General features: G+C 31.7%; 23 protein-coding genes. 8 read left to right on the top strand and 15 right to left on the bottom strand.

Annotated elements, in window-relative coordinates; translation table 11 throughout:
• Nucleotides 1-31: 31 nt before the first annotated feature.
• The 3 genes from Q0050_RS07755 to Q0050_RS07745 are packed head-to-tail and all read left to right on the top strand — an operon-like array spanning nucleotide 32 to nucleotide 3,909.
• Complete coding sequence (locus tag Q0050_RS07755; protein WP_298393938.1) at nucleotides 32-2,500, top strand: carboxypeptidase-like regulatory domain-containing protein; 2,469 nt, start codon at nucleotides 32-34, stop codon at nucleotides 2,498-2,500.
• On the top strand, nucleotides 2,501-3,151 hold the full coding sequence (locus Q0050_RS07750; protein ID WP_298393936.1) for a hypothetical protein: 651 nt from the start codon (nucleotides 2,501-2,503) through the stop codon (nucleotides 3,149-3,151).
• Nucleotides 3,152-3,192: 41 nt separating this feature from the next.
• Nucleotides 3,193-3,909, top strand: a complete 717-nt coding sequence (locus Q0050_RS07745; RefSeq protein ID WP_298393934.1) for a hypothetical protein — start codon at nucleotides 3,193-3,195, stop codon at nucleotides 3,907-3,909.
• On the opposite strand, the gene Q0050_RS07740 is transcribed toward Q0050_RS07745, so the two are convergent.
• The 11 genes from Q0050_RS07740 to Q0050_RS07690 form a co-directional block, all read right to left on the bottom strand.
• Nucleotides 3,906-4,664 carry a DUF3667 domain-containing protein gene (locus tag Q0050_RS07740; RefSeq protein ID WP_298393932.1) on the bottom strand — a complete coding sequence of 253 codons (759 nt, stop codon included), beginning with the start codon at nucleotides 4,662-4,664 and terminating at the stop codon, nucleotides 3,906-3,908. The genes Q0050_RS07745 and Q0050_RS07740 overlap by 4 nt on opposite strands.
• A 2-nt stretch (nucleotides 4,665-4,666) precedes the next feature.
• The gene (locus Q0050_RS07735; protein WP_298393930.1) at nucleotides 4,667-5,443 is read right to left on the bottom strand and encodes a DUF3667 domain-containing protein; all 777 of its coding nucleotides are present in this window, start codon (nucleotides 5,441-5,443) and stop codon (nucleotides 4,667-4,669) included.
• Between the two features lie 62 nt (nucleotides 5,444-5,505).
• On the bottom strand, nucleotides 5,506-6,309 hold the full coding sequence (locus Q0050_RS07730; protein ID WP_298393928.1) for a DUF5694 domain-containing protein: 804 nt from the start codon (nucleotides 6,307-6,309) through the stop codon (nucleotides 5,506-5,508).
• Nucleotides 6,310-6,314: 5 nt separating this feature from the next.
• Nucleotides 6,315-7,157, bottom strand: a complete 843-nt coding sequence (locus Q0050_RS07725) for a DUF5694 domain-containing protein (protein ID WP_298393926.1) — start codon at nucleotides 7,155-7,157, stop codon at nucleotides 6,315-6,317.
• A 7-nt stretch (nucleotides 7,158-7,164) separates the two neighbouring features.
• Entirely contained in the window at nucleotides 7,165-7,605 is a 441-nt protein-coding gene (locus Q0050_RS07720) for a nuclear transport factor 2 family protein (protein ID WP_298393924.1), read from the bottom strand.
• Nucleotides 7,606-7,847: 242 nt separating this feature from the next.
• Nucleotides 7,848-8,678: an AraC family transcriptional regulator gene (locus Q0050_RS07715; protein ID WP_298393922.1), complete on the bottom strand. Its 831-nt coding sequence runs from the start codon at nucleotides 8,676-8,678 to the stop codon at nucleotides 7,848-7,850.
• A gap of 77 nt (nucleotides 8,679-8,755) precedes the next feature.
• Nucleotides 8,756-9,457 carry a hypothetical protein gene (locus Q0050_RS07710; RefSeq protein ID WP_298393920.1) on the bottom strand — a complete coding sequence of 234 codons (702 nt, stop codon included), beginning with the start codon at nucleotides 9,455-9,457 and terminating at the stop codon, nucleotides 8,756-8,758.
• Nucleotides 9,458-9,654: 197 nt separating this feature from the next.
• Nucleotides 9,655-11,502, bottom strand: a complete 1,848-nt coding sequence (locus tag Q0050_RS07705; RefSeq protein ID WP_298393919.1) for an ABC transporter ATP-binding protein — start codon at nucleotides 11,500-11,502, stop codon at nucleotides 9,655-9,657.
• The gene (locus Q0050_RS07700; protein ID WP_298393918.1) at nucleotides 11,502-13,229 is read right to left on the bottom strand and encodes a phospho-sugar mutase; all 1,728 of its coding nucleotides are present in this window, start codon (nucleotides 13,227-13,229) and stop codon (nucleotides 11,502-11,504) included. The genes Q0050_RS07705 and Q0050_RS07700 overlap by 1 nt, the downstream gene beginning before the upstream one ends.
• Before the next feature lie 34 nt (nucleotides 13,230-13,263).
• A complete protein-coding gene (locus tag Q0050_RS07695; RefSeq protein WP_298393916.1) occupies nucleotides 13,264-14,223 on the bottom strand; it encodes a glycosyltransferase family 2 protein in 960 nt (319 codons plus the stop codon).
• A gap of 3 nt (nucleotides 14,224-14,226) precedes the next feature.
• Nucleotides 14,227-14,769: a DUF4199 domain-containing protein gene (locus tag Q0050_RS07690; RefSeq protein WP_298393914.1), complete on the bottom strand. Its 543-nt coding sequence runs from the start codon at nucleotides 14,767-14,769 to the stop codon at nucleotides 14,227-14,229.
• 221 nt (nucleotides 14,770-14,990) lie between these two features.
• Here Q0050_RS07690 and Q0050_RS07685 point away from each other — a divergent pair, with 221 nt between their 5' ends.
• The 3 genes from Q0050_RS07685 to mtaB all read left to right on the top strand — a co-directional run bounded on the left by Q0050_RS07685 (nucleotide 14,991) and on the right by mtaB (nucleotide 17,993).
• Nucleotides 14,991-15,242, top strand: coding sequence for a type B 50S ribosomal protein L31 (locus Q0050_RS07685; RefSeq protein WP_298393912.1), 252 nt, complete (start codon nucleotides 14,991-14,993; stop codon nucleotides 15,240-15,242).
• A gap of 108 nt (nucleotides 15,243-15,350) precedes the next feature.
• On the top strand, nucleotides 15,351-16,526 hold the full coding sequence (locus Q0050_RS07680; RefSeq protein WP_298393910.1) for a GlmU family protein: 1,176 nt from the start codon (nucleotides 15,351-15,353) through the stop codon (nucleotides 16,524-16,526).
• Nucleotides 16,527-16,664: 138 nt separating this feature from the next.
• Nucleotides 16,665-17,993: a tRNA (N(6)-L-threonylcarbamoyladenosine(37)-C(2))-methylthiotransferase MtaB gene (gene mtaB / locus Q0050_RS07675; protein WP_298393908.1), complete on the top strand. Its 1,329-nt coding sequence runs from the start codon at nucleotides 16,665-16,667 to the stop codon at nucleotides 17,991-17,993.
• A gap of 54 nt (nucleotides 17,994-18,047) precedes the next feature.
• Here mtaB and Q0050_RS07670 read toward each other — a convergent pair whose 3' ends face one another.
• From Q0050_RS07670 to Q0050_RS07660, 3 genes are all read right to left on the bottom strand, one after another.
• The gene (locus tag Q0050_RS07670) at nucleotides 18,048-19,604 is read right to left on the bottom strand and encodes a von Willebrand factor type A domain-containing protein (RefSeq protein WP_367277160.1); all 1,557 of its coding nucleotides are present in this window, start codon (nucleotides 19,602-19,604) and stop codon (nucleotides 18,048-18,050) included.
• A gap of 227 nt (nucleotides 19,605-19,831) precedes the next feature.
• A complete protein-coding gene (locus tag Q0050_RS07665; RefSeq protein WP_298393906.1) occupies nucleotides 19,832-20,173 on the bottom strand; it encodes a hypothetical protein in 342 nt (113 codons plus the stop codon).
• Between the two features lie 79 nt (nucleotides 20,174-20,252).
• On the bottom strand, nucleotides 20,253-20,537 hold the full coding sequence (locus Q0050_RS07660; protein WP_298393904.1) for an N-acetyltransferase: 285 nt from the start codon (nucleotides 20,535-20,537) through the stop codon (nucleotides 20,253-20,255).
• 106 nt (nucleotides 20,538-20,643) lie between these two features.
• Here Q0050_RS07660 and Q0050_RS07655 point away from each other — a divergent pair, with 106 nt between their 5' ends.
• Nucleotides 20,644-21,303 (top strand): alpha/beta hydrolase, encoded by a 660-nt coding sequence (locus Q0050_RS07655; RefSeq protein WP_298393902.1) that lies wholly within the window; start codon nucleotides 20,644-20,646, stop codon nucleotides 21,301-21,303.
• Nucleotides 21,304-21,356: 53 nt separating this feature from the next.
• Nucleotides 21,357-22,250: a lytic transglycosylase domain-containing protein gene (locus tag Q0050_RS07650; RefSeq protein WP_298393900.1), complete on the top strand. Its 894-nt coding sequence runs from the start codon at nucleotides 21,357-21,359 to the stop codon at nucleotides 22,248-22,250.
• A gap of 162 nt (nucleotides 22,251-22,412) precedes the next feature.
• Here the strand turns inward: Q0050_RS07650 and Q0050_RS07645 are convergent, their stop codons facing one another.
• Nucleotides 22,413-22,928: a DUF2892 domain-containing protein gene (locus tag Q0050_RS07645; RefSeq protein ID WP_298393898.1), complete on the bottom strand. Its 516-nt coding sequence runs from the start codon at nucleotides 22,926-22,928 to the stop codon at nucleotides 22,413-22,415.
• Nucleotides 22,929-23,083 lie beyond the last annotated feature (155 nt).

Genomic DNA, 23,083 nt, shown 5'->3' with positions numbered 1-23,083 from the left:
GTATGCACCAAAAAAAGAGTAATATTTACATATGAAAGCAATTAAAAAATCAATATATCTAGTTTTTTTCCTTTTTAGTTTATTTGCATCGGCCCAAACAGCAAGAGTGACAGGTTTAGTTTTAGATGAAAACAACAATCCAGTTGAAGGCGTAAACATTAGCTATCAAAGTAGATCGGTAGTTACGAATAGTACAGGATTTTATGTAATTACAATTCCGGCGAATCAAAAAGTGGTTTTGGTTTATTCACACGTTTCGTTAAAAAGTGTGACACAAACGTTTCAACTAAAACCTAACGAAACGGTAGAATTTAATCCGGTTGTAACAAATAAAGACAACCAATTAAGTGAGGTAATCATTACCAATAATCGTAATAGAGTTACCGGAATTATAAACATTGAACCCGAAGTAGTTAGGAATATTCCAAAGCTTTCTGGAGGAATTGAGAGCCTTATTAAAATATTACCAGGAGTTAATTCTAATACAGAATTGAGTTCAGCTTACTCTGTTCGTGGAGGAAATTATGATGAAAACTTGGTTTATGTCAATGAAGTTGAAATTTATCGTCCGTTTTTGGTGCGTTCAGGTCAGCAAGAAGGTTTGAGTTTTACTAATACGGATTTGATTCAAAATATAGAATTTTCTGCTGGAGGTTTTCAAGCTAAATTTGGCGATAAAATGTCTTCTGTTTTAGATATTACTTATAGAAAACCAACAAAATTTGGAGCTTCACTTGAAGCCAGTTTCCTTGGCGGAAGTATTTCTGCAGAAGGCGTTTCTAAAAATAAAAAATGGAGCGCAATGACGGGAATTCGTTACCGCGATAATTCACTTTTAGTTAACAGCCAAGAAACAGAAAGTAATTACCGACCAACATTTGCCGATGTTCAAACTGTTGTTAATTATGATGCTTCAAAAAAATGGCAATGGAGTTTCTTAGGAAATATTTCTCAAAATAAATATAGTTATCAACCCTTAACTCGTCAAACCAATTTCGGAACTTTGAGCGAGCCAATTGCTTTACAAGTTTTTTATGAAGGTCAAGAAGAAGATCAATATCAAACCTATTTTGGAGCTATTAAATCTACTTTCAAATCGAATGATGATAACACTTACAAGTTTATTGCTTCAGCCTATCACACCCAAGAGCAAGAATATTATGACATTGATGCCGCATATTTTTTAGGCGAAGTGGATAGTAATATTGGTTCTGAAACTTTTGGAAATGTTACATTTAATCGTGCCATTGGTTCACAATTAAATCACGCAAGAAATGATCTAGATGCTTTGATAATCAATGCTGAAGTAAAAGGAAGCCATTCAATTAAAAAGAAATTCCAAATAGATTGGGGTGTGAAATATACACATGAAAACATTCGCGATAGAATAGTGGAGTATGAAGTAATTGATTCGGCTGGTTTTTCAATTAATCCACCAATCATTGATTTACCGCAAAACGATCAACCTTACAATCCTTATGTCGGACCATTAGTGCCTTATCAAAATGTAAGAGCTTTAAATTTTGTTTCAATTGATAGAATTTCAGCGTTTGCACAGTGGAATACTAAAACTACTTTAGGTTCTAGTCAATTATGGTTGAATGCTGGAGTTCGAGCCCACAATTGGACGGTTTCAGGCGATGCTATTACTTCTTCAAGTCAAACGGTATTTAGTCCAAGGGCACAAGTTTCTCTAAAACCCGATTGGGAAAAAGACATGATATTTAGGTTTTCAACTGGGTTTTATTACCAACCACCTTTTTATAGAGAATTGCGTGACCAAAATGGCGCAGTACAAGCTAATGTAAAAGCACAACAATCGATTCATTTTGTGGCAGGAAATGATTACAATTTCAAAATGTGGGATAGAAAATTCAAATTAGTATCAGAAGCGTTCTATAAAACTATGAATGATGTAAATACTTATACATTAGAGAATGTTAGAATACGCTACAGAGCAAATAATGAAGCTACGGCTTACGCTTACGGATTTGATTGTAGATTAAACGGAGAGTTTGTTCCTGGTACAGAATCGTGGTTTACTTTTGGTTATTTAAAAACTGAAGAAAATCAAAACAATCGCGGCAATATTGCTCGTCCGACCGATCAAAGGTTAAAATTTGGTATCTTGTTTCAAGATTATATGCCCAATATTCCTAACGTAAAATTGTATTTGAATTTAACTTACAACACTGGATTGCCTGGTGGTTCACCATCTTATGCTGATGCTTATCAATATCAAAATCGTTTGCGAGATTACCGTCGTGCTGATGTTGGGTTTTTCTATTCTTTTACCGAAAGAAATGAGCAAAAACCTGATGGACATTGGTTGAAAAAATTCAAAGAATTATCACTAGGTTTTGAGGTTTATAATTTGTTTAATAATCAAAATGCTATAACCAATACTTGGGTTCGTGACTCTTTTTCGAAAAATCAATATGGAATTCCCAATTATATGACAACGCGCGTTTTTAATATCAAATTGACCGCTAGATTGTAAATGAAAATTAAGAAACATAAAACGATTTTTTATGTTCCTGGAATGATTTCTTTGGTAGTTTTACCAATAATTTGTTTTTGGTATATTTTTTCTAACGGATACTTTGTAGATTACAAATCAATGGATTACGCAATTGATGAACAATTTTCAAAGATGATTATTAAAAAAGATCCTAAAGCTGTACTAAGAAATAATATCACTTACGAATTTAATTCTTCACTTGAGGAGGAAAAAACTAAGCTAGATAATTTTCAATTAGCCACAAGGAAATTGCATCAATCTAACGATTCAATAAACGGAATTAAAGTGCATTTTGGAAAGCAAATGAATTATGAAGTTTTTATAAGAGTTTTAGATATTCAAGCCATCGAAAAGACTAATACGTTTTACCAAATTGATAACGATTTATATGTGTTAGGAAATATTACTAGAAAAACAGTAAAATCAACTAATTTAGGAATTAGATGTGGTACAAGTTATTACACTCATTTAGAAACTTTGAAGTTAGAAGCTGAAAAGAAAGAAAAAGAAAAAAGTGCAATACTATTTTCTTTTAGAAAGAAATTGTGGTATTTGTATTTTGCCTTTTTTGGTATTGGTATTCTAAATATTTTAACACTGCTAAAATTTCATAGAAACTCAAAAATATAGTCAAAAATCTTATCTTTGAAAACCGATTTAAAATTGTTCCAATGAAAAATTTCTTAAAATATAGCGTTCTTGTCTTAATCACACTTTTTGTTAGTTGCAAAGAAGAAGCAGAAAAACCTAAAGTGATTTATGAAAACAGCTCTAAAGAACAACCTCAAGCTAAAGCAGATACTTCAAAAATATTAGTAGCTGATTTACCTGTACAAATGGAAGGAACTTCGGTTTTATTATTTCCAATAGGTGAGTTTGCGGTTCAGAATAGAACTGCAAAAGCTAAATATTCAAGTTCAGAACGAGAAAGTTTTGTGGTTTCTAATTCTAACGAATATGAAATTACAGGGTATTTAAGTAATATAAAGTTCAAGCAAGTTGGTCAGGATTCTTTAACTATTTTAACCAATAAACCAGTTTTAATCGAACGAGTAACTTATTTAAAATCGATAGCAGACAAAACCAAAAAGCAGTTTTTAGTTTATGTTTTAGAGGATATGGATTCTAACAAAGACGGAAAACTTGACAGCAATGACATTAAAGATTTGTACATCAGCGCGATTGATGGTAGCAACTTTAAAAAATTATCAGTAGAATTTCACGAATTCATCGATTGGAGTGTTATAGAATCACTTAACAGATTGTATTTCAGAACCATCGAAGACATCAACAAAAACGGAGCCTTCGACAAAGAAGACAAAATTCATTATTACTTTGTTGATTTATTAGACAAAGATTTAAAGGTGGTGGAATACAATCCGATCTAAGGTTTTAGAATACCAACCGAAAATCCAATTACCACACCAAGAACTATCGCTAATAAAAATAGTACTACAAATATTATTCCACTTAAAACCATTCTCAGAATCAGAAAACCTAAATCTCTGCTTTTATAAAGTTGCAGGTACAACCAAATCTGGAACGCAATAGTAAATAAACTTAGAACGGTAGTAATTATAAAAAATCCAGAAGTACCAATACATAAATTCTTTATTGGTGTAATTAGTATTCCTAATAATAATGATTGCGCTACAGCAAATGAATTAATAATTATATTTTCAATATAGTTGTAACCCCATTTTTTAAAGCCAAGCCAAGTGCATAACGAAATTATTGGTATCGATGCCAACTGAATATAAGTGTAATATTTAGATAGTATATCTGCATAAACTTTTGGATTAAACGGATTGTTTTTTTGCGGCTTTAACTGTGCAAGTATTTCCATATCACCGCTGTAGTGCAATAAAAGTGTTGTGATACCCGCCAAAACAAATACTAATAAAATAGGTTTGTAGTGTTTTACTCGTTTACCTTCTATAAATTCCCGAACCATATCACCAGGTCTTACAAGCAGTTGTTTGCAAGTATAAAGTAAACCACCATTTAAATGGAGAAAAGTATATTTTAACTCATCAAAAATGTAGTTCCAATCCAATCGTTTGGTATTGGTTTTTTGTCCACAATTAGAACAAAAGTTTCCTTCAAATGTATGTTCGCAGTTTTTACAAAGATGATGGTGCATGGTTATAGTTTATATAGTTCGCGTATAAAGCCAAAAATAGTATTCGTTTTTGTTTGTTCAAAAAGTGTGGCACCATAAAGTAAATAAAAAATGATAAGATAATTTATGATGTGAAAGGCATTCAAAAGGATAAAATTTAAAAGATAAGTTTTCCAATTTTTCTGTCCGAAGACTAAATTTAGGTGCCAAAAAAGTACAATAAAAGTGGTGATTGCAACAATAGAATCAAGCAATTCTTTGTGTAAAATAAATATAAAATAAACAGGAGCAATAAGTATTTGAATTACAAAAATCAGTCCATGAAAGTATAAAAAGAAGACTATTATTTTGGCTAAATTAAATCGTTTATGATAAAAAATCCAAATCAAAAGCACTTGAAACGGTAAAAGAATCAAGGTCTTAAATTTAGTCATATCAAAGACATAACGTCCCATTTCATTATAACCATTCGGATTATCGGCAAGTCGCACATAATCTTCGTAGTCATATATTTTGTCTCCAATTAAAAGTAAAAGCGTGGCTGCGATAAGAAAAAATGTAACTGGACTAAAATAGGTCTTTCGTTTACCATAAAAATAACCCGAATAAACACTTTTTGGACGAAGAACTAAATCTTTTATAAGTTTTAAAATTCCACTATCGGTGTGGGTTACTGAATGCCATAATTCGTGTAAAAAGTCGTGCATTTTTAGTTCGCCAACAGTTGATTTTTGACCGCAGTTAGAACAAAAGTTTCCGTCAAATGTATGTTCGCAATTTTTGCAAAGAATGGGGTGCATTTTTTCTTATTTTTTGAAATAATATTCTGTCCAAAAGTAAAATTAGTTTTGTTAAAAACAAATTATTTAAAGACGGTTTCCAGTTCTATAATTTCAAAATAGGGATGGTTTACAAAAAATTGTCGGATGATATTGGTATGAGCAGCACCAAATAATACCAAGATTACTTTATCCTTCTTAATATCAATAGAGCGAAGAATATTGTTATAAATTTTTAAATTTCGGTCATAAAACGATAAGGTAAATTGTTCGCCTGTAAAATCGTCTTTTTCACCATAAGCCATTGCGTAATGCAAATAGTCATATTGATTGGCTTGGCGCGCATAAGGCGAATTCAACTGGATGTAATAATCGGGTAGAGGCGTTTCTGAAAGTTTTTTCAATTTCTCGGTAAACGGATACGGAACTTCAAAAAACGAATCGGGATTAGGCTTGTCATCTTTGTGCTTTTTTTCATATTCGTTCATCGGACTGTAATCTAAGTCTTGTCGATTATCAGCTGCAATAATTGGAAGGTTGTTTATTTTTCCTAGCCTAAAAGCAACTTGCACTTCTTCACGTCGCAATAAAACAGAATCTTTTAAAACTCCATTTTTGTAGGCATCATACAAACTATCCGATTTTTTTTGTTGGCGAAAATCAGTTTCCACAAAAATCTTTTTCACACCAAAAGCATTTAGTTTTGAGGTGATAAAATCCAATTCTTTTTGTCTTTTTTCTGAAAATAAATCTTTAAAACTGGTGGAATTTCGGTCTCCAGTGGCGCCATAATGAAACGTTCCCATCAGGATGATTTTGATTTTTTCGTTTTTAGTTTGCGCGAATGAGGTTAAACCGATTAGTAGAAATAATAGTGCTTTTTTCATCAGTTTTATTTTAAATCATTAAATTTAATATAATCATATTCGGTGGAACATTTCAATAATTGGTCTAAGATCGATATGTGACCTGCTCCAAATAATACTAAAATTCTATCATTAGGTGAAGTCGTTATTCTTTGAATGTTTCTGAAAATCCTTAAATTTCTGCTATACCAATAAGTGGCTAAAGCATCAGCACCTTCGAATTTTCCGTTTTTAAAATCTTCGGTTAAATAAAATCCGTAATCTCTTAAAAATCTTTTTTCGGAATTGAAGTATTTAAAATAATCCAATAACGGTGTTTTCAGATTCATTTCAGTTTCATACTCAATCCATTTTTTATATTCGGGATTTGATTTAAAAGTATAATCTTTAAAGATTCTTTCGAAATACGGATTGATAACTGTGGAATCTTTACTTTCCATCAAATCTTGATACACCGCTTTTGCATCGACACTATATACAGTATCTAGCTTAAATCGTTCCAATAATCGAAAGGCAATTTGTTGAATTTCATCTTTTCCTAAAACAGTTTTACCAGATTTATAGGATTTGTATTTGCCCATCGCATCCCATTTTTCAGGCGCTTCAATACAAATTTTTGTAGGCTTAAATTTAGCAATATAATCAAGTAATTCTTTTAGTTCCTTTTGTTTTTGATCAGATAAAATATCTACTTGTTGGTCTTTATTGACTTTGTAGGCATCTTTGTTGTAGTATTCAAAATGAAAAGTTCCAACCAAAAATATTTTGGGTAAATTATCCTTATTTGGAATCAAAAATGTATCAGGATCTTTGATTGTTTGTGCAAATCCTAGTGAGGATAGTAGGATAAATAGTAGTGCTTTTTTCATAAATTAATTACTCTTCAAAATTGTCATAATAAGTGAAATCTTTAGTTATTTTTCCGTTTTCGATGGTGAAAATGGTACAAATTGGCAACTCAAATTTTGTATTATCTGGAGCAGTTCCAGTAGATATAAATTCTACAATGATATGATTTTCTCCAGATGGATATACTGTTTTTACTTCATCCTTCAAATCTGGAAATATTTTATTGAGTGCAGTATACTTAGCAATAGTTTGCATTTGTGCTTGTTTAACGACGCCACTACCTAAGGATGGATCTTTAAAATCGGCTGTTTCAGTATACATTTCAGCCATTTTTATCCAATCGTGATTATTGAAATGTTCGAAATAGGTTTTTACAAGTTTTTCGTTTTTTGAATTTTCGTTAGCTTTAGATTTTTCGCCACACGAAGTCAAAAGAATTCCAAGCAATAAGAGTGCTATTGTTTTCATAAGGTATTTCAAATTTAAAAATTAAACATCATAGAAGTTTTCTATTCAAAAATAAAGGAATGATTTTGAATATGATGTGCTTCAGCTAGCTTTTAAATTAAACTTAAAACAAGCAACTAACTACCAAGGTTAAAGTAGCAACAACGATTTTTACAATTAGATTAATCATAATTCAAAAATGTATTGGTTAATTTTAGTAAAAGTAGTCGATATAATTTTTTAAAAATTGTAAAAATGTAAACTTAAACAAATAACCAATTCACTTCGCCATCTTCTTGCAATGAAATATTTTTGAAAAAGTTTTTCGGAGTCAAACCTGTTAGTGACTTAAAATCTTTTATCAAATGGGATTGGTCGTAAAACAACAAATCATAACTCAATGATGTTAAATTATCAGTAGATTTTTTACTCATTTTGTTCTTTAAAGCTTCTCTAAAACGTTGAATTTTTTTGAAATCAGAAGGTGATTTGCATAAATTGGCTTCAAAATGCTTTGTGAGATTTTGACGTGAAGTATGGTGTTTTTTTGCTAAATCTGCTATGGAGTAGTCTTTTTCTAAATCTTTAAGATCAGCAATAACCTCGTTTAAAAAAGGATGCTGAAATGCTTTTAGTTTTGATAACCAGTAATTTTCTATTAAATCAATTTTTTTGTTTGTTTCTTTTTCATTTAAAATGGCACTAAAACGTTCTGCGTAATCATCAAAAGGTATGAAATTTGAAAAGAAATTATTGGTATAATTGCATAAAGATTTGTCTAAAAAAGCATTCAATCCGAGTGGTTTGAAATAAAAAGTAAGTTCATTAATATCGCCTTCGTAGCTTAATTTTATTGGCTTTTTGTAATGGCAAATCAAATCGGAACTCAATGGATTACCTTTTTTCTCCTTAATAATTCCTTGATTTTCTGCATATAAAACCTCTGCATTTTGCATAATCGAAACAATGCTATAATTATTTGGGAAGGTAAAATATTCGATTGGTAAATCTTCTTTTGAATTGGTCAAGAAATAATAGCCTTCAATATAGTCTTGAAGGATTTTGTTTTTTGGCTTATAAAAATTGATTTTCACGTTGTTTCAAAATTGATTGCGTTGTAAAAATAATTAATTCCAAAACACTATTAAGAAAAAACTGACCGAAACGTATGTTAAATTAATATATCACTTTCTAAATCTGATTTTTCTATTTCAAAGTCAAATCCGAGTTTTTCAACCAACTCAATAACTAACTTTTTATACCAGTTTTCCGATTTTGGATGGATGTAAATCTTTTCTATCAATTGATCAATGTCAACTTCAATTTTCAATCCGTCGTTTATTTTTAGTTCTTGTTGTGATAAATCGGCAATGATTCGCACTTCGCGTTCATATTGAAAACTTTTTCGTTTGAATAGAAAAGGGAAAAACATATCGTCAAACGGAATGTATTCTTTTTTGTAGTCAATATAATTAACCTCACCTATATATTGATTGAAATCTTTTTCAACTTCTAATGCTTTTTGAAGCCTTCCAATGGTAGATTGAATTGCCAAACCTTCACTGTTTTGAGTGAAAATTTGCCACATTGCAAAGGATTCATATTCATTGATGTGCCAACTACTAATGACTACTTTTTCACGATGTGATTTATAGTAACTTAAAAATTCGGGATTGTTTGCAGCAAGTTTTTTTATTTCTTCAAATGTGGGTTCGCTAAAAGTTCCTTCATATTGGTCTTCAAATTTATCCGATCGCGACATAAATAATTTTCTAGACAAAAGTAAATCTAGAAATTTTGATAAGTCCAAATACTTCCAAACTACCGTATCTGGATCTTCTGGAAGTGTGATATTTGGATTGTTAATATACATTTAAAAACGTTTAGGAAATTTCATTGAATATTGCCCAACATAGATGGCAAGAAGAAGCCAAACCACAATAAACTTAAAAAGATATTCCTCCACTAGTTGTTCGCTGAAAGCATAGCTACTAATTAAAACAATTGAAATAAAAACAATTAGGAATAAACCAATAATATACTCTCTTTTCATCGTTTAAAATTATTTAATTATTCAAAACTTTGCATCAAAACCAACTTAGAATACATTCCGTTTTTAGCCAACAATTCTTCGTGATTGCCTTGCTCAACGATGATACCTTTTTGCATCACGACAATTTTATCTGCTTTTTGAATGGTTGAAAGTCGGTGTGCAATAACTACCGAAGTCCTATTTTGCATCATATTTTCTAAAGCAACTTGCACGAATTTCTCGCTCTCAGTATCCAATGCTGATGTTGCTTCATCCAATATCATTATGGGTGGATTTTTTAAAACCGCACGCGCAATAGAAATACGTTGCTTTTGTCCACCAGATAATTTTCCACCAGCATCTCCAATGTTGGTTTCAATACCATTTGGTAAATCTTTTACAAATTCATAAGCATTCGCCACTTTCAACGCTGCAATAAGTTCTTCATCGGTAGCATTGGGTTTACCAATTAAGATATTATTTTTTATGGTATCATTAAAAAGAATAGAATCTTGAGTCACTAAACCAATCATTTGACGCAAAGAATTCATCGTCATATCTTTTAAATTTATTCCGTCGATATTTATACTTCCTTCTTGCACGTCATAAAAACGAGTAAGCAAATTGGCAATTGTACTTTTTCCGCTGCCCGATTGACCTACAAGTGCTACCGTTTTGCCTTTTGGAATTTCTAATGAAAAATTGGTTAAAATGTTTTCTTCTTCATATCTAAAGTTGATGTTTTCAATAGTGATATTTTTATCAAATGTTTCTTTGTTAATGGCATCGGGTTTATCGGTAATGGTGTTTTCAACTTCTAAAACTTCAAATACTCTTTGCGCAGCAGCAAGTCCGCTTTTAACGGAATAACTCGCTTTCGAAATGGATTTTGCTGGTGTTAGAATATTATAAGCCAATCCCATATAAATCAAAAATTGTGCGCCTTCTAAAACCTCTTTTCCGTTAGGTAGTTTATCTACCAAAACCATATTACCACCAAACCAAAGTAAAACGGCAATTACAATAATTCCCATAAACTCACTAAATGGTGAGGCTAAATTATTTTTTCGTCCGATACTGTTGGATAAATTTAGTAATCTTGTAACCGAATTGTTGAACTTTTCTTTAAAATTAGGTTCGGCATTATAACTTTTTACAACTTTTAAACCCGATAAACTTTCTTCAACAATAGAAATTAAAAAACCACTTTCAAATTGCGCTCGTTCTGATTTTGCTTTTAATGATTTTCCAATTTTTGAAATGATAAAGCCCGAAATAGGTATGAAGATGAATACAAAAAGCGTCAGTTTTACGCTGATAGCGAACATAGTTATTATAGTGAAAATGATCGTCATTGGTTCTTTGACTACCAATTCTAAAATAGAGAAAAAGGAATTTTGAACTTCATTGACGTCGCCCAACATTCTTGCCATAATATCGCCTCTTCTTTTTTCGGAATAATAAGAAACTGGAAGACCAATGATTTTATCATACATAGTCGTTCTTAAATCTTTTAAAACGCCATTCTTTAAATGCATTAAATGATTGGAAGCTAAGTAATTAAATAAATTTTTAAATAAAAACGTAATGATTACCAAACTAACTACAAGAATTAAAGCAAATTGCGGACCGTCATTTTTAGACAAAGTGTTTATTTGATAATATAAGTACTGTTTACCATAAGTTACAATATTCCAAATGGTGGTGTAGGTTGGTTCTTCAAGTACTTTATTTTCTTTCTTGAATAAAACATCCATCATTGGTATTAAAGCTACGAATGATAAAGTGCTGAACAAGGCATATAAAATATTATAAATCACATTCCATATCACGTGATATTTATAAGGTTTTACAAAAGGAATTATTTTTTTTATATTTTCGTCCATTAGTTTAACTGCATTGCTGCGATTATATTTTTAATTTTTGTATCCAATTCTGATTCGATTTCTTTGGCATTTGCAACAGTATCTAAAGGTGCATTTACACTAAAATAGAATTTAATTTTAGGTTCGGTTCCGCTTGGGCGTGCACAAATTTTAGAGCCATCTTCTAAATAATATATTAATACGTTAGATTTCGGAATTGCGATAGATTCAATTTCATTCGAAAACATATTTTTAGAAGTTGAATTTTCATAATCTTCAATACAAACAACGCGTTGTCCATTGATTTCACTCATTGGATGTTCGCGTAAGTCAATCATCATTTGATTGATTTCTTGCATTCCAGAAATTCCTTTTTTAGTCAAGGAAATCAGATGTTCTTTATAGAATCCGAAGTCTACATATAGATTTAATAATTCTTTATATAGTGAACTTCCTGCTGCTTTTGCCTGAGCTGCAATTTCGCAAACTAACAAACAAGCACCAACAGCATCTTTATCGCGCACAGCATCGCCAACCATAAATCCGAAACTTTCTTCGCCGCCACCAATAAATTTCAATTCCGGAAAATCTTTTATGAATTTAGCAATCCATTTGAATCCTGTCAAACCTACTTTGCATTCTACATTATATCCTGAAGCCAATTCAAGCATCATCGGCGTAGAAACAATGGTGGAACCAATAAATTGTTTTCCATCAATTTTTCCTGCACGTTTCCATTGTTCTAGAAGAAAGGCAGTCATAATAACCATAGTTTGATTACCATTTAACAAAATCATTTTGCCATCAGTATCGCGCACAGCAACACCAAGTCTATCAGAATCAGGATCAGTTCCGATTACAATATCACCATCTATTTCATTAGCCAAAGCCAAAGCCATCGATAACGCCTCAGGTTCTTCTGGATTGGGAGATTTCACCGTAGGAAAGTCACCGTTTGGAACTTCTTGTTCTTTAACAATATTCACGTCAGTGTAACCTGCTTTTGCTAAAACGTTTGGTATTGACTTAATTGATGTTCCGTGAAGCGAAGTGTAAACAATTTTTAAGGTTTCTTTTGCTTCTTTTGGAGTGTTAAAACTTGCATTTTCAACCGTCGATTTTGCAAAGGCTTCATCAATGGCAACATCTATATATTCAATTAGAGAGTTATTGGCTTCAAATTTAATCTCGCTATAATTCAAAGCTTCAATTACTTCAATAATTTCGCCATCTTGTGGTGGAACTAATTGTCCGCCATCTTGCCAGTATACTTTATATCCGTTATATTCTGGTGGATTGTGAGATGCGGTTAAAACAATTCCGGCGTGACAGTTTAAATATTTTAAGGCAAAAGATAATTCTGGAGTCGGACGCATATCTGAAAATAAGTACACGTGAATGCCATTTGCCGAAAACACATCGGCCACAACTTTTGCCAAAGTATCACTATTATGACGACAATCATAGGCGATTGCTACTTTTAACTGTTCGCCTGGAAATGATTTTATCATGTAATTTGACAAACCTTGTGTGTTTTTTCCAAGAGTATATTTGTTGATTCGGTTGGTTCCAACGCCCATTATTCCACGCATTCCGCCAGTTCCGAATTCTAAATTTTTATAAAAACTTTCTTCCAAATCTTTTGGAGCCGAAGTCATCATTAATTTGATAGCATCGTGGGTTTGTTCGTCAAAGGTCGGTGTTAACCACTCATTGACTTTATCTAAAATAGTTTGTTCGATGTGCATAATGTTATCTTGAAATGCGATATTTCGCTTTGTATTAATATAAATTTATCTCAGTAGCAATTTTATAGCGTTCTTCATTGTTTTTTGTCCGAAGAATAATTTCTCCTAAAAATCCTGCAAGAAACAATTGCGAACCAATAATCATTGAGGTTAAGGCAATATAAAACAAGGGATTATCGGTTACTAAAATGGTTTCAAACCCTGAATATAGTTTGATCAGTTTCAAAGTTATGATAAATCCTGTGGCTAAAAAACCAATGATGAACATCAAAACGCCTGCTGCACCAAATAAATGCATTGGTCGTTTGCCATATCGCGACAAAAACCAAATGGTGATTAAATCTAAAAAGCCATTGATAAAGCGGCTCATTCCAAATTTAGATTCGCCATATTTTCGAGCTTGGTGAATTACAATTTTTTCGCCAATTTTTCCGAAGCCAGCATTTTTTGCTAAAACCGGAATATAACGATGCATTTCACCCGAAACTTCAATGTTTTTTATTACAATATTTTTATACGCTTTTAAACCACAATTAAAATCATTTAAATGAACACCAGAAGTTTTTCTAGCTGCCCAATTAAATAATTTAGACGGAAGATTTTTAGAAACAACAGAGTCGTAACGTTTCTTTTTCCAACCTGAAACCAAATCAAAATTCTGCTCAGTAACCATTTTAAACAAACCCGGAATTTCGTCTGGACTATCTTGTAAATCAGCATCCATAGTGATAATAACATCGCCTTGCGCTTTTGCAAAACCGGCATGAAGTGCTTGTGATTTTCCGAAATTCCTTAAAAATCGAATGCCTTTTACATTAGAATTTTCTTTAGATAAATTTTCAATAGTTTGCCAAGAATTATCGGTACTACCATCATCTATAAAAAGAATTTCATAGGTATAGTTGTTTTCTTTCATGACTTTTACAATCCATGAATGCAACTCGGGTAACGATTCTTGTTCGTTTAATAAAGGGATAATTATAGATAGATTCATTACTTAGAAACCTTGATTGCGGTCTTTTTTAACAATAGCACCAACTATTAGTGAATGAATTAACCCAATAAAAGCATACATAAGTACCGTAACAGGTAATAATATAGCAGGATGGGAGAATTTTTTTATCATAGAAATACTCATTTCAATTTGTTCTGATGTCAATTCAGGATTTTTTTCAACCATCATTTTACCAACTTTATCATACATTTCCGTCATGTATTCAGGCAAGATAAGGTTAAAAACTACCATAAAAATTCCAGATAGAAGTCCTGCAATAACGCATATTGTAACGCCAATTTTTAAACATTCTCCAAAGCTAACGAATCCTCCATTTATGTTAGTTTTGTAATTGTTACAACCTAAATAAATAAAAACGAATGGAAGAATTAAAAAGTTTGACACATTGATTATTGTTCCATAAGTTGGATTTGTCTGAGGATCAATATTCATTACATAACCAATTACAAACTCCAAAATCATTATGGCGCCAAAGAGCAAACCATAGTTCAATCCTGATTTAGCAGCCGATTTATTTTCATTCATTTTATTGTCTTTAAAATTAATCCACAAATATAGTAATTCCATAATTACTGCCGAATATATAATTCAATTAAAAAAAGTGCTTTAAATCTTTGAATTATAAAAAATAGTTGTATTTTTGCACACTCAAAATAAAATAATAATTAAAAGTCGTAGCCAGTTGATACCTTTTATTCTAAAAGCTTCACAACAAACTACTTCATAACAAATAAAAGATTTACACAATGAAACAAGGAATTCACCCAGAAAATTACAGATTAGTTGCTTTTAAAGACATGTCAAATGAAGATGTTTTTATTACTAAATCAACAGTAGAAACTAAAGAAACAATCATTCACGAAGGAGTTGAATATCCAGTTTTTAAAATGGAGATCTCAAGAACATCACATCCATTTTACACAGGTAAATCTAAACTTATCGACACTGCAGGACGTATTGATAAATTTAATAGCAAATACGCTAAGAAAGCAAAATAATTTTTTAGTAGTTCAAATTTTATTAAAACCTTCCAATTTTTTGGGAGGTTTTTTTATGAACTAAACTTTTGTAACTTTGAACTCGCAACTTTAAATTCGCAACCAATAATGAACTATATACTTTTTGACGGAACCGTTCGAAACGCACTTTTACCTTTCACATTTACGCGTCCTGTTGCCGAAATACGCATCGGAATCTTAACTATTCGTGAAAAATGGGAAAAATATTTAGGATATACAACCACAACTTTAACTGAAGAATATCTTTCTGAAAAATATCCAATGGTTGAATTAGAAGAGAATGTGATGATTAACGCATCGTTTTTGCCCAATGAAATTTTATCAGAAATGGTCAAAAATCTAGAACAAAATCAAGCCATATTTAAAGGTGATGAAGTCATAGCTTTTTATACTAACGATTCTCAAGAAGAGGTTGATTTTGATACTTACGAAATTATAGAGTTCAACGATGATTGTCTAACAGTCGAAAATACTTGGGATATTTTTGCCAAAAATGATAGCGCACTTAGAGAAGATTTTGATTTAATAACTGAAGGAAGAATTTCGCAACCTATTCCAAAATCAGTAAATGTTTTGGCTGCCGAAAATATTTTCATTGAAGAAGGAGCAAAGCTAGAATTCGTAACTTTAAATGCCTTAACTGGACCAATTTACATCGGTAAAAATGCCGAAATTATGGAAGGTTCTGTTATTCGCGGACCATTTGCACTGTGCGAATCGGGAAGAGTAAAATTATCTTCTAAAGTTTATGGTGCTACTACAGTTGGACCACATTCAGTAATCGGTGGCGAAGTTAGTAATTCAGTGCTTTTTGGATATTCTAATAAAGGTCACGACGGATTTTTAGGAAATGCTGTTCTAGGTGAATGGTGTAATATTGGTGCTGATAGTAACAATTCAAACTTAAAAAACAACTACGAAGAAGTACGTTTGTGGAGTTATGAAACCGAAGGTTTTGCAAAAACTGGATTACAATTCTGTGGATTAATGATGGGTGATCACAGTAAGTGTGGTATCAATACGATGTTCAATACAGCTACAGTTGTAGGTGTATCGTCTAATATTTTTGGAAGTGGTTTTCCTAGAAATTTTGTGCCGAGTTTTTCTTGGGGTGGAGCATCCGGATTTACAACTTACTTAACCAATAAAGCTTTTCAAACGGCTAAAATTGTAATGGCTAGACGAAATGTAGAATTTTCGGAAGAAGATGCTAGAATTCTCGAACACGTTTTTGAAGAAACTAAGAAATATAGAAAAGAGTAGTCGGATTTAGTAATTAAGCAATGTAACAATATGAAAATTAATTGCTTCATTAATTAATTGTTTAATTATCTTTGCACTCTCAATTTTTTGACAACGACCTGCCTGTCGGCAGACAGGTTTCATCAATTGGGTTTACTTATGGAAAATAGAAAAAAAGTAGCATTCTACACTTTAGGATGCAAGTTGAACTTCTCAGAAACATCAACTATTGCTAGAAATTTTCAAGACGAAGGTTTTGAACGAGTTGATTTTGAAGAAGTCGCAGATATGTACGTCATCAATACGTGTTCGGTTACAGAAAATGCCGACAAACAATTCAAGCAAATTGTCAAAAAAGCAATGAAACTCAACGATAAAGCTTTTGTTGCTGCCGTTGGATGTTATGCGCAATTAAAACCCGAAGAACTCGCTGCTGTAGATGGTGTTGACTTGGTTCTTGGTGCCACAGAAAAATTTAAAATCACCGATTATATTAATGATTTGTCCAAAAATGATATGGGCGAAGTGCATTCGTGCGAAATTGAAGAAGCCGATTTTTATGTAGGAAGTTATTCTATTGGTGATAGAACGCGTGCATTTCTTAAAGTGCAAGATGGATGCGATTACAAATGTACGTATTGCACCATTCCATTGGCGAGAGGAATTTCTAGAAGTGATGCTTTAGAAAATGTATTGAAAAATGCCTATGAAATTTCACAACAAGGAATTAAAGAAATAGTTTTAACTGGCGTAAATATTGGCGATTACGGCAAAGGTGAATTCGGAAATAAAAAACACGAGCACACATTTCTTGATTTAGTAAAAGCTCTTGATGAAGTTGAAGGAATAGAACGTTTAAGAATTTCTTCTATCGAACCTAATTTATTGAAAAACGAAACCATTGATTTTGTTTCAAAAAGCAGAACTTTTGTACCTCATTTTCACATTCCTTTGCAATCAGGAAGTAATGAAATTTTGGGAAAAATGAAACGTCGTTATCAACGAGAAGTTTATGTTGATCGAGTTGAAAATATCAGAAAAGTAATGCCACACGCTTGTATTGGTGTTGATGTCATTGTAGGTTTTCCTGGTGAAACGGACGAACATTTCCTAGAAACTTATAATTTTTTAAACGAATTGGATATTTCGTACCTACACGTTTTTACCTATTCCGAAAGAGATAATACGGAAGCTGCAACTATGGATGGAGTGGTTCCAATGAATGTGAGAGCAAAAAGAAGTAAAATGCTTCGCGGATTGTCGGTAAAAAAACGCCGTGCTTTTTACGAAAGTCAAATTGGAACCAACCGAACAGTTTTGTTTGAAGGTGAAAATAAAGAAGGTTACATTCACGGTTTTACAGAGAATTATGTAAAAGTAAAGACGCCTTGGAATCCTGAATTAGTAAATACTTTGCACGAAATCAACTTGACAAGAATAGACGAAGATGGAAGTGTGAGAATGGAATTTATAAACATTGAAGCTTAAAAATATAAAACCCTGAAAATAGCTGTTTTCAGGGTTTCTTTTTTTACAAATAACTTAATTGACGGACTCAACCAAACGTAGGAATTCTGATTTATAACCTTCTTCGTCCGAGGCTAATCCTGATTTTGCTAATTTTTTTATCTCAGAAGTTGAGGCATTAGCTATTAGTTTTGAATCTCGTAATTTCAATCCAAACCAAGCCACAGCGCTACTAAATTTAAAATCTTTAGAACTATTAACTAATGCAACTGATTGATTTTGTATGGTTTGAATTAGTTCAACACTTTTTTCTCCGTCAGGTTTTTTATATCTAAATTTTACTGTGGCTAATTCTTCATTATAAGTTACCTCGTCATTTTTTACTTTAGTATATTTCAAATCAGAAGGAGTGAAGCTACTTTCAACACCAACCGGAATTATTTCATATAAAGCAGTAACGGTGTGTCCGCTTCCTAATTCGCCTGCGTCGATCGCGTCATTTTTAAAATCTTCCGCTTTCAGTTTTCTATTTTCATAACCAATTAATCGGTAAGCTTGAACGTGTTTTGGATTGAATTCAATTTGGATTTTTACATCTTTGGCAATGGCGAACATCGAACCTTTAAATTCTTTTCCCAAAAATCGATTGGCTTCTTGAATGTTATCAATGTAAGCATAATTTCCGTTGCCTTTATCGGCTAAAATTTCCATTTTACTGTCTTTATAATTTCCCATTCCGAAACCTAAAACGGTTAGAAAAACACCTGATTTTCTTTTTTCTTCAATCAAATCAATCATCTCATCGTCAGAAGAAGCGCCAACATTAAAATCGCCATCAGTTGCAATAATTACGCGATTGTTTCCTTCTTTTATAAAGTTTTGTTGTGCTAATTTGTAGGCCAATTCAATTCCTTCTCCGCCAGCAGTACTTCCTCCAGCTTGCAAATCGTCAAAAGCATCCATAATGGTTTCTTTTTCTAATCCTGAGGTTGGTTCTAGAACAACGCCAGCAGAACCAGCATAAACTACAATAGAAACTTTGTCTTCTTTTCGGAGTTCTTTGACCAAAATTTTCATTGATTCTTTTAATAATGGAAGTTTGTTGTCATCACTCATCGAACCCGAAACGTCGACTAGAAAAACCAAATTAGATTTAGGTAAATTAGTCATCGGAATATTTTTTCCCTGCAAACCAATTTTTAATAATTTGTGTTTTTCATTCCAAGGACTTTCGCTGTATTCAGTATTGATAGAAAACGGATGATTATCGGTAGGTTGCGGATAAGTATACTTGAAAAAATTCATCATTTCTTCAACTCTAACAGCATCTTTTGGAACTTTCAGTCCGTTGTTTATAAATCTTCTAATGTTGGTGTAAGAAGCATTATCAACATCAATAGAAAAGGTTGATAGCGGATTGTTTTTTGGAGATTCAAAGGGATTTTCTTCTAGTTCGGCATAACTTTCTGAGTTAGAATCTTTGTTTTCATTTTCGATAGATTCGATTTTTAAATCGGTTTCAATTGCTACCGATGTTGTATCTGTGGCATAATTTTCTGAGCTTGATCCGTTTTTGCAATTGCTGAATAAAAGCAATAGGAATACACTTAAATAAAAAGGGTAATTTTTCATTTAATTAAATTTTTAAAATGTTAAAGATTGATTTTTTGTCTTTAAATAACTTTTAGTATTCCGGATTTACTAAGCGAATTATTTACAAATTTTGACCATTCAAATTTGATGCCAAGAATTTTTAAAATGAGAATTAGATACTAATTTTATTTTTATCAAATGGATTTCTTATATTTTAAATAATAATTTTGATAAAATAACAATAAAATTTGCTTATTGTAGACTATTTAATAGTTGTAGTGAAATCTTAATTTTGTAATTCTAAAAACGGTTGCGCTGTATTGTTCGATGAATTCAAATTTGTTTCTTCCAGATTGTTTAAAACCAACAATGCGTTCACCCGAAATTTCGTAGTACATTGAAGAACCTTCAAACATAAATCGTTTGCCGTTATTGCGATAGGCAGAGCGAATTAAATCAAATTCAGATAAATTCCAAGTGGTAAGGTTGGCATCCAATACTTCTAAATCTGAAAATAATCCTTCTGTAATTTCGGTTTTGCAACCATAATATTTTGGGATTTCTTCAAAAAAAGAAATAATGTTGAGGTTAAGTTCTTCTGCATTCATTGCATAAAAATAACTAAAAAATCCCAAATTCTACTAGTGTATATAGAATTTGGGATTTTATCTTTTTTGGAAATTCAAATTATATTTTGATACCTGGAGGTAATAAATCTCTGTAGGTTACATTTTTTCTGAAAAACAAAGCAATTTTTGGTAGAATCGGAACCACTTTTAACTTGCGTTCGTAGGCAATTTCCATAATGTTTTTTAATAAATCAGTAATAAAATTTTCATCGGTAAATCCTTCCGGAACATTAATTCTAGTTAAGAAAATCTTTTTTTCTTGAAACGAATATTCAACAGAAACCAATTTTCCATCTACCAAAGTTTCAAACTGTCTAGCGAAGGTATTGTCTTTAATTTCCATTTTTTCTAAAATTAACTCTGAGTTCATGTATAAGTGGGATAAATAAATTAATTTTATGCAAATTTCGGAATAAAATATGGATAAAGCCACTGAATTAAGTTAAATTATGAGTAAGACACACGTTTATTTTATGCCAGGATTAGCAGCAAGTCCAACAATATTTGAATTAATTGATTTGCCTAAGGATGTTTTTGAAGTGCATTTGTTAAGTTGGTTTTTGCCCGAATCTAATGAGCTTTTAGTAGATTATGCCAAAAGAATGGCAGAAGATGTTAAACACGATAATGCCGTTTTAATAGGTGTTTCTTTCGGAGGCGTTTTGGTTCAAGAAATGAAAGCTTTTTTAAATCTTAAAAAGGTAATCATTATTTCGAGTGTGAAATCTAATGTGGAATTGCCAAGGCGAATGAAGATTGCAAAAACCACTAAAGCCTACAAACTATTGCCTACAGGCTTGATGCAAGATGTCGAAAAATTAGTGAAATATGCTTTTGGCGATACTTTAAAACGAAAACTAAAGTTATATGAGAAGTATTTGCACATGCGCGACAAAATTTATTTAGATTGGGCAATTGAGCAAATGGTGTGTTGGAGTAGAACTAAAATTGATGCCGAAATCATTCATATTCACGGAGATGCTGATGAGGTTTTTCCTTCTAAAAACATTAAAAATTTTATAAATGTGAAAGGAGGAACGCACGCAATGATTATTAGTAAATACAGATGGTTTAATGCTAATTTGCCTAAAATCATTTTGGATAAATAATAATTTGCGGCTCGATTTTTGTAGTTTTGTCACTTAATAAAATTACTCAGAAAATGAAAAAGATTCAAATGTTTGGAATTGCCGTTGTTATGATTTTCGCAAGCGGATTATTTATTTTTGCAATTTCAGGAACAACTAGAGAAAAGGAGTTAGGCGAAAAGACGTCACAATATTTTCCAAGTACGGTAGATTTTGCAGGTGAACGAGCGCCATTACAAATTGCTGATGTCAAGGAACGATTTGATAGAGAATTATTGATTAATGCTAATTTACATTCTTCAACCATATTAATTATAAAACGAGCTAACCGCGCTTTTCCAATCATCGAACCTATATTAAAACAATATGGTGTTCCAGATGATTTTAAATATTTAGCCGTGATTGAAAGTTCGTTGACCAACGCAGTGTCATCTGCTGGAGCAAGAGGTGTTTGGCAATTCATGCCCGATACGGCCAAAGAAAAAGGAATGGAAGTTACCGAAGGTATTGACGAACGTTACCATTTGCAAAAATCAACCGAAGCTGCGTGTAAGTACTTGTTAAAAGCCAAAGAAAAATTTGGAAATTGGACACTTGCTGCTGCATCTTACAATGGTGGTATGTCAGGAATTAACAACAAAATTGTGGAGCAAAAAGTTTCAGATTATTATGATTTGTTATTGACCGATGAAACCTCAAGATACGTGTTCAGAATTTTAGCTTTAAAAGAAATTATGAAAAACCCAACTTTATATGGTTTTGAGGTAGCGAAACACGAGTTGTATGATAACATTCCAACAAAAACTATTGAAGTCGACAGCTCGATAACCGATTTAGCAACTTTTGCCAAGTCACAAGGAATTAACTACAAGATTTTAAAAATTCACAATCCTTGGTTAAGAGATAAAAAGTTAAGTAATCCTGCAAAGAAAAAGTATATTATAGAAATACCAACGCAAGGTTATTAATATTAAGTATTCAGTAATCAGTGTTTCAGTTGGCACAAAGATTTAAACATAAAAAAAGTTCGCAAAAACTGCGAACTTTTTTATTTAAGTACTTGCCAACCAAAAACGGATAACTGAACGTTGATAACTGATAACCGAAAACGGATAACCGAAAACTGAACACTAAATCTTCTTCATCTGTTCCTTCATCATTTTAATTTGATCGGCTAACATTCCTTGTTTGTCTAATTTTTTGACCTCTGCAATTAAGTTGGTAGCTTCAAGTTTTCTTCTTCTTGACATCGCAACTCCAGCTAAATTTAGTTTTGCAACAGCCAAATCCATATCCATATTCAATCCTAATTCGATAGCTTTTTTGAAATATTTTTCTGCTTGAATTAAGTTGGTTTGCGATAACATAATTCCGTTTAGGTAATTATAATAACCTTGTTGTTTTTGAACTAAAGCTGTTTCCGGATTTTTAATTTTATCTAACCAAGCTTTTGCTCCAGGGAAATTTTGTTTTCTTAATTGTAAAAAAGCCAGTAAAATAAATTCATTTCTAAAATAAAGAAACAACGGAATCAAGGACAATAGGATAAGAAAAATTCCATTTCCGATATTGCTTTCAGTAAACTGCCATATCGCAGCGATAAAGATTAAACCAGTTAAAATTAGTTTGATATTTCTGTGAAACATAATAGTATATTTTTAAGGTTGCAAAGATAATAAATAGAAATTAAAATATTTTTAAAAAACTACTTGCAAGTAATAAAAATCGTTGTATATTTGCACTCGGTTTTAAAAAGACCTCAAGAAAAGATTATTATACGATTTTAAAGATAAAAAGCAAT

The organism is Flavobacterium sp. (assembly GCF_027483985.1).
Lineage (GTDB): Bacteria > Bacteroidota > Bacteroidia > Flavobacteriales > Flavobacteriaceae > Flavobacterium.
The sequence above is the reverse complement of the archived record's forward strand: the minus strand, read 5'-3'. Positions and strand labels throughout refer to the sequence as shown.